This is a genomic window from Nocardia beijingensis NBRC 16342 (assembly GCF_001612785.1).
Taxonomy (GTDB): domain Bacteria; phylum Actinomycetota; class Actinomycetes; order Mycobacteriales; family Mycobacteriaceae; genus Nocardia; species Nocardia beijingensis.
In genome coordinates, this window is sequence record NZ_BDBC01000009.1 from 53952 (window position 1) to 67325 (window position 13374).

The 13374-nt window shown below is 69.4% G+C and carries 15 protein-coding genes and 1 pseudogene; 13 read left to right on the top strand and 3 right to left on the bottom strand.

Features of this window, described 5'->3' with window-relative positions:
* Position 1 precedes the first annotated feature (1 nt).
* From NB3_RS04875 to NB3_RS04890, 4 genes are all read left to right on the top strand, one after another.
* Positions 2–883 (top strand): carbohydrate ABC transporter permease, encoded by an 882-nt coding sequence (locus NB3_RS04875; protein ID WP_067797150.1) that lies wholly within the window; start codon positions 2–4, stop codon positions 881–883.
* On the top strand, positions 880–1773 hold the full coding sequence (locus NB3_RS04880) for a carbohydrate ABC transporter permease (protein ID WP_084485782.1): 894 nt from the start codon (positions 880–882) through the stop codon (positions 1771–1773). Before NB3_RS04875 ends, NB3_RS04880 begins: the two co-directional genes overlap by 4 nt.
* Positions 1774–1854: 81 nt before the next feature.
* Positions 1855–2565, top strand: coding sequence for a TetR/AcrR family transcriptional regulator (locus NB3_RS04885; RefSeq protein WP_084485784.1), 711 nt, complete (start codon positions 1855–1857; stop codon positions 2563–2565).
* Between the two features lie 110 nt (positions 2566–2675).
* Entirely contained in the window at positions 2676–3467 is a 792-nt protein-coding gene (locus NB3_RS04890) for a DeoR/GlpR family DNA-binding transcription regulator (protein WP_067797152.1), read from the top strand.
* 25 nt (positions 3468–3492) lie between these two features.
* On the opposite strand, the gene NB3_RS04895 is transcribed toward NB3_RS04890, so the two are convergent.
* Positions 3493–4182: a nicotinamide mononucleotide transporter family protein gene (locus NB3_RS04895; RefSeq protein WP_174553168.1), complete on the bottom strand. Its 690-nt coding sequence runs from the start codon at positions 4180–4182 to the stop codon at positions 3493–3495.
* 143 nt (positions 4183–4325) lie between these two features.
* On the opposite strand from NB3_RS04895, the gene NB3_RS04900 reads away from it, so the two are divergent.
* The 4 genes from NB3_RS04900 to NB3_RS04915 all read left to right on the top strand — a co-directional run bounded on the left by NB3_RS04900 (position 4326) and on the right by NB3_RS04915 (position 7987).
* On the top strand, positions 4326–5129 hold the full coding sequence (locus NB3_RS04900; protein WP_067797363.1) for an ABC transporter ATP-binding protein: 804 nt from the start codon (positions 4326–4328) through the stop codon (positions 5127–5129).
* 115 nt (positions 5130–5244) lie between these two features.
* Positions 5245–5991 carry an ABC transporter permease gene (locus NB3_RS04905; RefSeq protein ID WP_084485786.1) on the top strand — a complete coding sequence of 249 codons (747 nt, stop codon included), beginning with the start codon at positions 5245–5247 and terminating at the stop codon, positions 5989–5991.
* Between the two features lie 40 nt (positions 5992–6031).
* Positions 6032–6829 carry an ABC transporter permease gene (locus NB3_RS04910; protein WP_067797160.1) on the top strand — a complete coding sequence of 266 codons (798 nt, stop codon included), beginning with the start codon at positions 6032–6034 and terminating at the stop codon, positions 6827–6829.
* A 69-nt stretch (positions 6830–6898) separates the two neighbouring features.
* Positions 6899–7987: an ABC transporter substrate-binding protein gene (locus NB3_RS04915; RefSeq protein ID WP_067797163.1), complete on the top strand. Its 1089-nt coding sequence runs from the start codon at positions 6899–6901 to the stop codon at positions 7985–7987.
* Here NB3_RS04915 and NB3_RS04920 read toward each other — a convergent pair whose 3' ends face one another.
* Together NB3_RS04920 and NB3_RS04925 are read right to left on the bottom strand one after the other, a co-directional pair.
* A complete protein-coding gene (locus NB3_RS04920; protein WP_067797166.1) occupies positions 7988–9007 on the bottom strand; it encodes an XdhC family protein in 1020 nt (339 codons plus the stop codon).
* A 13-nt stretch (positions 9008–9020) separates the two neighbouring features.
* Positions 9021–9617, bottom strand: coding sequence for a nucleotidyltransferase family protein (locus NB3_RS04925; protein WP_067797168.1), 597 nt, complete (start codon positions 9615–9617; stop codon positions 9021–9023).
* A gap of 136 nt (positions 9618–9753) precedes the next feature.
* Here NB3_RS04925 and uraD point away from each other — a divergent pair, with 136 nt between their 5' ends.
* The 5 genes and pseudogenes from uraD to NB3_RS36760 form a co-directional block, all read left to right on the top strand.
* On the top strand, positions 9754–10254 hold the full coding sequence (gene uraD / locus NB3_RS04930) for a 2-oxo-4-hydroxy-4-carboxy-5-ureidoimidazoline decarboxylase (RefSeq protein WP_067797173.1): 501 nt from the start codon (positions 9754–9756) through the stop codon (positions 10252–10254).
* A complete protein-coding gene (gene uraH, locus NB3_RS04935) occupies positions 10251–10568 on the top strand; it encodes a hydroxyisourate hydrolase (protein ID WP_067797175.1) in 318 nt (105 codons plus the stop codon). Before uraD ends, uraH begins: the two co-directional genes overlap by 4 nt.
* Before the next feature lie 2 nt (positions 10569–10570).
* The gene (gene pucL / locus NB3_RS04940; protein ID WP_067797177.1) at positions 10571–11476 is read left to right on the top strand and encodes a factor-independent urate hydroxylase; all 906 of its coding nucleotides are present in this window, start codon (positions 10571–10573) and stop codon (positions 11474–11476) included.
* Positions 11464–12825: an 8-oxoguanine deaminase gene (locus NB3_RS04945; RefSeq protein ID WP_067797179.1), complete on the top strand. Its 1362-nt coding sequence runs from the start codon at positions 11464–11466 to the stop codon at positions 12823–12825. Before pucL ends, NB3_RS04945 begins: the two co-directional genes overlap by 13 nt.
* A gap of 244 nt (positions 12826–13069) precedes the next feature.
* A pseudogene (locus tag NB3_RS36760) lies at positions 13070–13264 on the top strand (hypothetical protein); the annotation flags it as partial.
* Positions 13265–13374: the final 110 nt, after the last annotated feature.

The following is a 13374-nucleotide window of genomic DNA, read 5'->3' on the forward strand; positions in this document are numbered from 1 at the left end:
GGTGCGACGCAGAGGACTACCGGCGGCACTGCCGTGGATCGGGCCGTCGCTGGTCCTGATCGCGGCGGTTGTCGCCTTTCCGGCCTGCTACATGCTGTGGACCAGCACCAGGGATCTCAGCGCCTACGGCCAGGACCGCGGCAGCGCCGGACTGGCCAATTACCGTGCCCTCTTCGCCATCTCGGAACTCGGGTCGGTGCTCGGCCACACGGTGGTCTGGGTGGTCGGCGTCGTGCTGGTCACGCTGGTGCTGTCCGCGGCGCTGGCCCAGTTCCTCAACAAGGACTTTCCCGGACGCACCGCGGTGCGGATGGCGATTCTGGTGCCGTGGGCGGCGTCGGTCGTGATGACGACCACGATCTTCTACTACCTGCTCGATCCGGACGTGGGCATCGCCAATCGGTTCCTGGTGGACATCGGTCTGCTCGACCGCGGTTACGGCTTCACCAAACAGCCGACGCAGGCGTTTCTCGTCGCGATGGGCGTCGCGGTGTTCGTTTCGGTGCCGTTCACCACCTACACGATTCTGGCCGGACTGCAATCCATTCCGGCGGAGATCGAAGAGGCGGGGCGCGTCGACGGGGCGAGCGCGTGGCAGCGCTACCGCCATCTCACCCTGCCGCAGCTGCGTCCGGCGATCGCGGTGGCGACCATCATCAACATCATCAACGTGTTCAATTCGCTGCCGATCCTGCAAGTGATCACCGGCAGCATCGCCGGCTTCTCCGCCGACACCACCACGACGCTGACGTTCAAGCTGATCCGGCAGAACCAGCAGATCGACACCGCCGCGGCGATGAGCGTGCTGAACTTCGCGCTGATCGTCGTCATCATCGCGATCTACGTGAAGCTGGTCCGTCCGGTCGCGGAGACCGACCGATGACAACGCGGGTGCGGGTACGCGAGCAGACCACGGCGACGCCGCTCGCCCCGGTTACCCCCGCGCGGCGCGCACGACGCCGCTGGGAACTCACCGCGATCGGCGTGGTGCTCGCCGCGGTGTTCCTGCTGCCGTTCGTCGTGATGGTGCTCGGCTCGCTGAAGAGCCGCGCCGAGATCCTGCGCATCCCGCCGACGTATCTGCCGCGATCCTGGCATCCGGACAACTACGCGACGATGTGGGACACCCCCGAGACGCCGCTGCCGTTCAATCTGGTCAGCACGATCATCATCGCGGTCTGCGCCACCCTCTTGGTGCTGGCCGTGGCGATCCCGGCGGGGTATTACACGGCGCGGCACCGCTTTCCCGGGCGCGCGGTGTTTCTCGGCGTGGTGCTGGTGACCCAGATGTTGCAGCCGACGGTGCTGGTCACCGGGTTGATCCGGGAGTTCTTCGCGCTCGGCATCAACGACACCTGGCTGGCGATGATCCTGGTGAACGCCGCGTTCAACTTGTCCTTCGCGGTGTGGATTCTGCACAGCTTCTTCGCCGCGATCCCGGTGGAGATCGAGGAAGCCGCCATGCTCGACGGACTCGGCCGCGCGCAGATCCTGTTGCGGGTGAGCCTGCCGCTGGTCTGGCCGGGGATCGTGACCGCGACGATCTTCGTCGCGGTGGCGTGCTGGAACGAATTCGCCGCGAGCCTGGTGGTACTGACCACGCCGGAGAATCAACCGCTGTCGGTGGCGCTGACCAAGTTCGTCGGCCAGTACGACACCGCGTGGCAGTACGTGTTCGCGATCTCCACCGTCGGCATCGTTCCGGTGGTGCTGCTGTTCGCGCTCATCGAGAAGCGACTGGTGGCGGGATTGACCGCGGGCAGCGTGAAATAGCCTGCGCCGACTGGATCGGAATCGCCGCGACGCCACCGTTCGGCGCGCGGCGCGCAGGTAGCCGCGCGGTAGCATCGAACGGTGACACGGCGGGATCACGGACCCAAGGACGGTCGCAGCTACGGCGGGCTGTCCAAGGAGCAGCGGGTTGCCCAGCGGCAGACCCGTCTCATCGATGCCGCCCTCGAACTATTCGGCACCCAGGGTTACGCGGCCACCTCGATCGAGCGACTCTGCTCGGTGGCGAACGTCTCCACGCGCAGTTTCTACGAGGACATGGGCAGCCGCGAAGCCCTGCTCATCGCCTTGGCGAATCGCATCACCTCCCGCGCGCTGGAATGCGCGCTCGCCGCGCTCGCGGCCACCCGGAACGAGCCCTTGCCCACCCGCGTGGTGGCGAGTTTCCGCGCCTATCTGGGCGTCACGTGTGCCGACGCCAGGACCGCGCGGGTGCTCTACGTCGAGGTGGTCGGCGTGAGCGCGGCGGTGGAGGAGTGGCGCAGGCAGCAGCGCCGTTTGCTGTCGGCGTTGCTGATCAGCGAGGCCGAACGATCCGTCGGCCGCGGCGAGACCGGTCCGCGGCGTTTCGATCTGTTCGCGCTGGCCGTGATCGGCGCGGTCACCTCCCTCGCCCAGGAATTGGTGCAGGGTACGTCGCCGGATTCGGTGGTGAGTCTGGACGAGATCTGCGCGGAGATCGCCTACTTCGTGAATTCCGGTCTTGCCCGCACGCGGGGTGACGATCCCGCGACGCTTCCGGACCGGCCTGCCGTCGAGGCCGATGTGTTCTGAACCGAGCCGGATCGGCCGTGTGGATTTCCGCGGTCGGCGGGTGCGTGTGTTCCTATTGTTCGCGTGTTCACCGAAACAGTGGGGGTCCCGCGCGGCCGGGGCGGTGTGCGATGACCGGATCGACCGACCGTCCGCAACGGTGGAACCGGCTGCTGGAACTGCTCGCCGAATCCGGGCGGCTCTCGGTGGAGGAGGCCGCCGAGCGGCTCGGCGTGTCGGCCGCGACGGTGCGCCGCGATTTCACCGCGCTCGCCGAACAACAGCTGGCCACGAGAACGCACGGCGGCGTCGTGGCGACCTCGGTGGCCTACGACCTGCCCGCGCGCTACCGGCAGAGCGCGGGCGAGGCCAAGCAGCGCATCGCCGAACACGCCGCGTCGCTGATCGATCCGTGCGCGGTGGTCGGGATGAACGGCGGAACGACCACCACGGCGGTGGCAAGGGCGCTGGCCGGGCGCACCGACCTAGGGTCGGCCGGTGACGAGCGACTCACCATCGTCACCAACGCGCTGAACATCGCGGGGGAGATGGTGCTGCGCCCGCATGTGCGCACGGTCGTGCTCGGCGGCGTGGCCCGGCGGGAGTCCTACGAGCTGCACGGCCCGCTGGCCGAACGGGCGCTCGCCGAACTGCGTCTCGATGATCTCGTGCTCGGCGTGAACGCGATCTCCGCCGATGGCGGCGCGCAGTGCAGGCACCTCGACGAGGCCGGGGTGACCGCCGAGATGGTGCGGCGTTCCGGCCGGGTGATCGTGGTGGCGACCGGGGACAAGCTCGAGCGTACCGCGCTGGCCCGCATCTGCGGCATCGAGCGGGTGCGGGTGCTGGTCACCGATACCGGCGCGGATCCGACCGCGGTGGAGGAGATCCGAGCGGCGGGCGTGCGGGTCGAGGTGGTGTAGCCCGGCGCGACGCCGACTCGCCGATCTACTCCGCGGTGGCCCGCGCCAGCGCCGGGGAAACCTCGGCGGTGGGCCGGATGCCGCGTCGCCAGACCAGGAATCCCCAGGCCACGAAGCCCGCGTAGACGAGGTAGAGGGTGGCCGACGGGTAGTAGCCCGCCCGCACCAGCAGGGGGATGCCGACCAGGTCCACCGCGATCCAGATCAACCAGAACTCGGCCAGACCCCTGGCCATGCCGTAGGTGGCCAGCACCGAGCCGGTGAAGATCCACGCCTCGGCCCACGGGCCGTAGGAACCCAGCCACTCGAAGAGCTGGGCGAAAACCGCGGTGCCCGCGAACATCGCCGCGAAGAGCACGACGCGTTCGCGGGTGCTCGCCCAGCGCGGGTCGACGCCGCGGTGTTCGAGAGCGGTCCCGCGCGCCGCGTGCCGGTACCAGCTCCACCAGCCGTACACGCTGACCGCGATGAACATCACCTGGCGTCCGGCCTGCCCGGCCATGTTCAGCTGCTGCGGCGTATGGAACACCCCACCGACGAACACGGTGAACAGCAAGGCGTTCCCGGCGATGCCGACCGGCCAGGCCCAGACCCGCCGCCGCATGCCGCCGATCGCGGAGGCCAGGCCGAAGCCGTTGCCGATCACCTCGCGCCAGAGGATCTCCGAGCCCGCGATGTGCAGCTTGGCGTCGAGCAGCGTGAGGATCGGGTTCACCTGTCGTGTAACCCGCGGCGGGGCGCATCTCATCCGATCGAATCGCCGCGATCGGAAATGCGCGGTGCGAACCGTAACGATTGCGCAATCCGGCGACGCGATTCGCAATATCCGTGCAACGGGGTGCTCCTATGGTGGCCGTCATGAGCACGGAGAGCGGTACCGCCGGGGGGACCGGAATTCATCTCAGCGGATTGACCAAGACCTTCCGGGTCGGGCGGAAAACCGTGCAGGCGTTGGCGAGCGTCGATCTGCACACCGAGCGGGGCGCGTTCCTGTCGCTGCTCGGTCCGTCCGGCTGCGGCAAGTCGACGGTCCTGCGCATCCTCGCCGGCCTGGAGACGCCGACCGCGGGCACGGCCCTGATCGACGGCGCGACGCCCGCCGAACTGCGCGGCAGGCACGCGTTCGGCATCGCGTTCCAGGATTCGGCGTTGCTGCCGTGGCGGTCGGTGGCGTCGAATATCGCGCTGCCGTTGCAGGTCGCGGGCATCGCGCCGAAGCAGGGGCAGATCGATGAGCTGATCCGCCTGGTGGGACTGGACGGCTTCGAGAAGGCCAAACCGGCGCAGCTGTCGGGCGGTATGCGCCAGCGCGTCTCGATCGCGCGCGCACTGGTGGTCGAGCCGGCCGTGCTGCTGCTCGACGAACCGTTCGGCGCGCTCGACGACATGACCAGGCAGCGACTCAATCTCGAGTTGCTGCGGATCTGGACCGAGAAGCCCGCGACGACGCTGATGGTCACCCACGGCATCGCGGAGGCGGTGTTCCTGTCCGATGTGGTGGCCGTGATGAGCCCGCGGCCGGGGCGGATCCTGGAGCTGGTCGAGATCGATCTGCCACGCCCTCGGCTGCCGGAGATGATGCGCACACCGGAGTTCCACAAACTGCACGACTATTTGTCGGAGCTGCTGTTCGGGACCGCGGGCAAAGGAGGCGTCGCGTGAACGCCGATCAACCGGAACGCTGCCGGAGCCAGGGCAGACAGCGTCGGCAGCGGACGAGCCGCCCGGCTCGGTGGTATCGGTTCGCGCGCTGCGCCCGGCGGACGGGAGACACGGCGTGAAGCGTTTCGGTGGTGTGGTCGGCGTGCTGGGGTTGATCGCGGTGTGGTGGGCTCTCGCGGCGTTCGAAGTCGCGGGCGGCACCATACCCAGCCCATGGCAGGTGCTGCACACCATGTACACCGACGGATGGGACCTGTACGGCCCCAATTTCCGGATCACCGCGCTCGGCGCGTTGCAGGGCTTCGTCTGGGGCAACGGACTGGCCATCGCTCTGGCCGTCCTGATCGTGCTCGTCCCGCCGATCGAGTCGCTGGCCACCCAATTGGCGATCCTTAGTTATTGCACCCCGCTGCTCGCGCTGGGCCCGATCATCCTGGTGGTGTTCGGCGGACGCACTCCGACGGTCTTCCTGGCCGCGATGTACTGCTTCTTCACGACCATGGTCGGCACCGTCGCCGGGCTGCGCTCGGCCGACCGGACCAGCCTGGAACTGGTGCGCGCCTACGGCGGCGGACGCTGGCAGCAGCTGTACCGGGTGCAGGCGATCTCGGCGCTGCCGAGCACGTTCGCCGCATTGAAGATCGCCGCGCCGTCGGCCGTGCTCGGCGCGATCATCGGCGAGTACCTCGGCGGCGTCGACAGCGGCATCGGGGTGGCGCTGACCGCCGCGCAGACCTCCTACAACGTGCCGCGCACCTGGGGCATGGCGCTGGCCGCCGCGGGCCTGGCCGGACTCGGTTACGCGCTGGTGGCGCTGGTCGCCCGTCTGGCCGCGCCGTGGACCGCGAGGGAGGCGCGATGAAGTCAGCCATTGCGCCGGAACGGATTACGGGGGCCGCTCGATGACACTGCTGCGCCGGATCGGGATCTTCCTGTTCCCGCTGTGCACCTCACTGCTGCTGATGCTGGTGCTCTGGTATGTCTTCCTGAAGGCGTTTCCGCAGGTCGGCCCGCGGGTCGGCAAGACGCCCGGCGATATCTGGGCCTACCTGGTGACCGCGCCCAACGCCGCGACCGCGCGGCAGGCGATCCTGGACGACCTGCAGATCACGCTGCGCGACGCGGCCATCGGGTTCGGCGCGGGCATGCTCGCCGCCCTGGTGGTGGCCGCGCTGTTCGTGTCGTTCGCCGCCGTGGAGCAGACCTTCCTGCCGGTGGCGATGCTGCTGCGCTCGGTGCCGCTGGTGGCGCTCACGCCGATCATCGTGCTGGTGTTCGGTCGCGGCGTGGCGGGAGTCGCGGTGCTCGCCGCGATCGTGGTGTTCTTCCCCGCGCTGGTCATGATCATGGCGGGACTGCGCGCCGCGCCGCGCCAAGCGCTGGAACTGGTGACCGCGTACGGCGGGTCGCGCTGGACCGGGCTGCGCATGGTGGCCGTGCCGGCGGCGCTGCCCTCGGTGTTCGCCGCCGCGCGGATCTCGGTGCCCGGCGCGCTGATCGGCGCGTTGCTCGGCGAGTGGCTCGGCAGCGGCACCGGTCTGGGGGCCGCTCTGATCCGGGCGATCCCGACGTTCCAGTACAGCAAGCTGTGGGCTTCGATCGTCATCGTCACGCTGGTCTCGGTGGTGCTCTATGCCATCGTCGGCGTCCTGGAGAACCTGGTGCTCGCCCGGTTCGGACCGGAAGCGGGACGCCTGTGACCGAAACGAATTCCTCGCTCGGAACGCCAAAGTAAAGAAAATGAAACGCGCTGCACTTAGATTCGGCCCATGACACCCGCGCACCGCTCCACGTTCGGGCACCTGAACCGACGCTCGTTCCTCCGTTACTCCGCGTTCGCCGGCGCGGCGCTCGGCGGTGCGGGCGCGCTGGCCGCCTGCGGCGGGAGTTCCGGTGATGCGCCGGGCGGCAGCAGCGCCGACGGCTCGAAATACGGCCGCGTCGCGGTGCAGCTGTCGTGGTTGAAGAACATCGAATTCGCGGGCGAATACTTCGCCGACTCGAAGGGCTATTTCCGGGAGGCCGGTTTCGGTTCGGTCGACCTGATCGCGGGCGGCGCGGCGAGCACGTCGGTGGAGGCCGGATTGGACACCGGGAAGGTGTGGCTCGGTCTGTCCGCGCCGCAGACCACCGCGCCCGCGATCCTGGAGGGCCTGCCCGCCAAGATCGTCGCCACCACCTATCAGAAGAACCCGTTCGCGATCGTGTCCGCCGCGGCGAGGCCGATCAAGACGCCCGCGGACATGAAGGGCCGCAAGATCGGTGTGCAGGACACCAATCAGCTGATCTTCAACGCGCTGCTCACCGCCAACGGGATGCAGCCGGGCGATGTCACCGTCGTACCCGCGCAATTCGACCCGACCCCGTTGGCCAACGGGGAGGTCGACGGTTGGGTCAGTTACGTGACCAACGAGCCGATCACGCTCGCGGCCAAAGGCTTCCAGACCGCCCATTTCCTGTTCGCCGACTACAACCTGCCGCTGGTCGCCGAGACACTCACGGTCGCCCAGTCGACCATCGACAAAGAGCGCGACAAGCTGAAGGCTTTCCTCACCGCGGAGATCAAAGGCTGGAAGGACGCGGTGGCGAATCCCGCCGAATCGGCCCGGCTCGCGGTCGAGGTGTACGGCAAGGACCAGAAGCTCGATCTCGCCGAGCAGACGAAAGAGGCTGCCGCGCAGAACGATCTGGTGGTCTCGGCGGATACCGCCACCGGCGGCCTGCTGTCGATGACCGATGCGCTGATCGAGCAGAACATCGCCGCGCTGCGCGCCGCGAAGATCGACATCAAGGCCGCGCAACTGTTCGACCTGTCGGTACTGCGCGAGGTGTACGCCGAGAACCCCGCCCTGAAATAGCTACAGTCCCACAGCGGTTTTCGGCGTAATCGGGATTTCACCGCTGTAGGGATCGACCGCTCGCACCGGCTGCGCGGCGCGGGTGGCCAGCAGTTCGGCCGCGATCGCGACGGCCATCTCGGGAGCGGTGCGCGCGCCGATGTCGAAACCGGCGGGCGAGTGCAGCCGCGACAGCGTCTCCTCGCCGAATCCGCCCGCGCGCAGGTCTTCCATGCGCCGGATGTGTACCTGACGTGACCCCATGGCACCGAGATAGCCGAGCTCGGGTAGTCGTAGCGCCACGGTGAGCAGCGGAATCTCGAACGTGGGATCGTGCGACAACACGACTATGGCAGTGCTGCTGTCGATCTCCCCGGCGGCGGAGAGGATGTTGAGGTAGCGGTGCGGCCAGTCGACCACGACCTCGGCGCCGGGAAACGACTCCGGCGTGGCGAAATTGGGGCGGGAGTCGCAGATGGTCACCCGGTAGCCGAGCAACTTCGCCTGCACGGTGAGCGCGGCGGCGAAGGAATTGGCGCCGAAGATGATCAGGCGCGGCGGCGGGGCGAACGAGCTGACGAAAACGTCGGAATCGGGGAGCGCGACCAATTCGGTGGCGTGCTTCTTGTCGGTGATCAGGTGCTGGCCGATCAGGTCGGCATCGGAGTTCCACACCACCGTGAAGACGGTGACCCTGCGGTGCGCCGCGATCTCGGCGGCGACATCCGGGAACTCCGGGAAGTGTCTTCGGGAGAACGGCTCGGTGAAGACGTCTATCATCCCCTCGCCGTCCAAGCCGCCGCCCACGCCGAAACGGTGCATCGCGCGACGGCCGGTACGCGCCGCCTGGAGCACGGCCTCGTACGCGATGTCCTCCAGCCCGCCCCCGGCGACCGATCCGTAGACGCCCCCGTCCGGGTCGACCAGCATCGCCGAGCCCACCGGTAAGGGCGCGGCGCCCACGGTGCGCACGATGGTGCCGAGTCCGCCGGTACGGCCCGAGTGCCACACCCGCAACAGGTCGTCGACGATGTCCCGCATCAGCTAGCTCCGATCACCGTGCGGTCGTGGCCGGGAAGTCACGATCGACGCCCGTCGCCAAATCGTCGCACGTGACGCACACCATATCGTTTCTGCCGGTCAAATAGGTGCGGGCCCCGGAATCTCCTGAGGCGGATCCGCAAACGGCGTTCCAGTGCTTGTGGGCGATGACAACGGGGTGCCCGGGTGTGTTGTGAAACACAGCACGAGCCAGGCCGCTGGGGGCGCCGAGGGCGGCGGCGAGCACTCGGGCGACCGCGTCGGCGCCGACATCGGGGGTGTCCACCGGCATGATCGCGGCATACCGGGCGGGGGTGCTCGCGACGGCGATCAAGCCCGCCCGCAGCGACGCGCTCAGGCCGGTCGCCCAGTCCGCCGCCCACACGTGGCGCACGCCCGGCGGCAGATCGACGATCCGTGGCGTCGGGCCGGTCGCGCCGAGCACCACGATGACCGGGTCGCAGCCGCCGTCGCGCAGCGCGGCGACCGCGGCCCGCAGCCAGGCGCCGCCCTCGGCGAGCGCTTTCGGTTTTCCGTAGCGGGTTCCCGCGCCCGCGGCGAGCACGACGCCGGCGCAGGCCGCGACGGCGGGGCGATCAGGGTCGGCCATGCCTAAAAGGTAATACCGGCCGGTCTGCGCCGCACGGGGGGAAACCGGTGGTCAAAGGCGTTTCGTGAGCGACACGCCGAAGGTGATCCCTCCGCTTCCGGTGGCGGCGGCCCCGGCCGTATTCGATGCTGGTCCGATGACGGATCAGCGACGCGGAATCGCGGCATTCGACGCGCTGTCCGACGACGCGGCCTACCGGGCGGTGCTCGCGTGCTGCTCGTCGCCGGACTTCGCGCGGGCGCTGGTCGCGGGCCGTCCGTTCGGCAGCGTCGAGACGCTGCTCGACGCGGCGGATGAGGTGCTGGCGGGGTTGCCGGAATCGGAGCTGGACCGCGCGCTGGCGGGACATCCGAGGATCGGGGAGCGGCCGCATTCCGATGCCTCCGCGCGGGAGCAGGCCGGGGTGGCGGGTGCGGCCGACGTGGTGCGCGCGGCGCTTGCCGAGGGCAACCGCGCCTATGAGGAGCGGTTCGGGCACATCTACCTGGTGTGTGCGAGCGGAAAGTCGGGCGAGGAGCTGCTCGCGCTGCTCACCGCCCGGTTGCGCAATGATCCCGAGACCGAAAGGCGCATAGTGCGAACAGAGTTGGGCAAGATCAATCGCATCCGGCTGCGCGCGCTGCTGGAGCGGCCGTGAGCACGCTGAGCACCCACGTGCTGGACGCGGTGCGCGGTGTGCCCGCCGCGGGCGTCACGGTGACGTTGTACCGGCAGGCGCAACGGCTCGATTCGGGCGAAACGGACGCGGACGGCCGGATCGGGGCGTTGGGCGAAGCGCTCGAACCCGCGACCTATCGGTTGGTGTTCGAGACCGGCACCTACTTCGCGGGCCAAGGGGTCGAAACCTTCTATCCCGAGGTGAGCATCGCTTTCGCGGTGCGCGAGGAACGGCACTATCACGTTCCGTTGCTGTTGTCGCCCTTCGCTTTTTCCACCTATCGAGGGAGCTGAGCATGGAATTGACCGGGCCCATCGTGCTGACCGACCACCGCTACGGCAAAGCGGAGAACCGGATCGTCCGGATTCACCGGCAAAGCGCTCGGCACGAGATCCGCGACGTGAACGTGTCCACGGTGCTGCGCGGCGATTTCGCCGACGCGTACGTCACGGGCGACCAGGCGAAGGTCCTGCCCACCGACTCGCAGAAACAGACGGCCTACGCCTTCGCGAAGCGTCCCGGGCTACGGGCCATCGAGGACTACGCGCTCGCGCTGGCCGATCATTTCGTCGCCGAGATCGAGCCGGTGCGCAGCGCGCGCGTCGAGGTCGACGAATACGCCTGGCAGCGCGTCACCGTCGGCGGTGCGGAGCACGATCACACCTGGGTGCGGCAAGGGCCGGAAGTGCGCACGGTGGCGGTCACCGTGGCGGGGAGAGGCGCCGAGCGGCAGGCTTGGGTCGTCGGCGGGGTGAAGGACCTGACCATCCTCAAGTCGACCGGCTCCGAGTTCGCCGGCTTCCTGACCGACGAGTTCACCGTGCTCGCACCGACCAGCGATCGGATGCTGGCCACCGCGCTGGTCGCCGAGTGGCGGTTCGCGAGCAGCGCGGGCGTCGACTGGGACGAGGTCTACTCCGGCGTGCGGGCGCGGTTGGTGGAGACCTTCGCGACGCTGCACTCCAAGGCCTTGCAGCAGACGCTGTTCGAAATGGGCAAGGCCGCGCTGACCGCGTACCCGGTGCTGGCCGAGATCCGGCTCGCGGCGCCGAACAAGCATCACTTCGACTACGACCTCGGCCGCTTCGGCATCGAGAACCACGGCGAGGTCTATCACGCCGACGACCGCCCCTACGGACTGATCCACGCCACCGTGGCGCGGGCCGACGCGCCGGAAGCGGGTCCCGCGTGGACCAGGTGACCGTCATCGCGGGCTGTGCCGTGGCGACCGTCGACGCCGACGGGACCGAATACGCCCGCGGGCACGTCGTCGTGCGCGGCAACCGGATCGACGCGGTCGGGGCGGGCGATCCACCGGCGCTCGGTCCGGACGCGCGGCGCGTCGACGGGCGCGGCTGCCTGCTGACGCCAGGACTGGTGAACACCCACCACCACCTCTACCAATGGATCACCCGCGGCCTGGCCACCGACCACACGCTGTTCGAATGGCTGAACACCCTGTATCCGGTCTGGGCGGGTATCGACGAGGACGGCGTGCGGGTGGCGGCCACGGGCGCGCTCGCCGCCCTCGCCCGCACGGGCTGCACCACCACCACCGATCACCACTACGTGTTCCCGCGCGACGGCGGTGACCCGCTCGCCGCCGAGATCGAGGCGGCGGCGCGGGTAGGTCTGCGGTTCCATCCCTGTCGCGGCTCGATGGATCTCGGCCGGAGCGCGGGCGGGCTGCCGCCCGATCACTTGGTGGAGCGCTTGGACGACATCCTCGCCGCGAGCGAGGCGGCCGTCGCGCGCTGGCACGACCCGTCGCCGGACGCCATGCTGCGAATCGCGCTCGCGCCGTGCTCGCCGTTCTCGGTCACGCCCGACCTGCTGCGCGAGTCGGCGGCGCTGGCCCGCGACACCGGGGTCCGGCTGCACACCCACCTCGCCGAGACCATCGACGAGCAGGACTACTGCCTGGCGACTTTCGGCTGCACGCCCGCGCAGTACCTGCGGCGGATGGACTGGTTCGGACCCGACGTCTGGTACGCGCACGCCGTCCACCTGGACGACGACGCGATCGGCGTCATGGCGGCGACCGGCACCGGCGTCGCGCACTGTCCCACGTCGAACGCGCGGCTGGGCGCAGGTATCGCTCGCGTCGCCGACCTGGTGCGCGCGGGCGTCCCGGTGGGGCTCGGCGTCGACGGCGCGGCGAGCAACGAGGCCGGTTCGATGATCGAGGAGCCGCGCCACGCCTTGCTGTGGGCGCGCAACCGAGGCGGACCGCACGCGATGACCGTGCGCACCGCGCTGGAACTGGCCACCATGGGCGGCGCGCGGGTGCTCGGCCGCGCCGCCGACATCGGATCGATCGAGGTGGGCAAACTGGCTGACCTGGCGCTGTGGCGGGTGGACACCGCCGCGCACGCCGGGATCGCGGATCCGGTGACCGCCCTGGTGCTCGGCTCGCCACCACCGCTGGCGATGTTGCTGGTGAACGGGCGCGAGGTGGTGCGCGACGGTGAGGTTCGGACGGTGGACGCGGACGTGGTGGCCGCCGAGGTCGCGCGGACGCAGGCGAAGCTGGTCGCGAAGGCGGGTTGAGCGACTCGCGCGTCGGCGCTCCTGCCGTAGTAGCGGGAGGGGTGCTGTCGCTGTACGCCTGGTGCCGGGCGCGACGGGTGATGTGACCGGCCGGTACCCGGGGACCCTGGCGGCAGCGCTATCGGTGCCCAGCGTCCGTCCGTCGGGATCACGTCGTGAAGACGATCGGTGCACCGGAACGTACGGAGTGGCGCTCAACGGCGTGGCCGGGAATGCCCGGCGGGGGTGATGCCGCGCCATCTGGCCGTGTTCCAACTCCGGTCCCCGCGTGGGCGGCTACGAGATCCGCAGCGCGGCGGTCGGGGCGTGCGGTGGCCGCGCGGTACAGGGCATCGGCGTTGCAATCGATGCGGTCGGGCGTACCGAGTTGTCCGCGAGCCGTGCCCCATGGCGGTGCTGCCGGGTGTCCGGTCGGGGTCACCGACGCTCGCCCCGCTGATCTGGGCGAGGTGTCGTGCCTGGTCAGCCGGGACGAGCAATACTGAACCAGTGTCGGCTCGAACGGCCCGTAGAGCGGGTGAGCCGTGGTATGTGGACGGCATGCCCGCA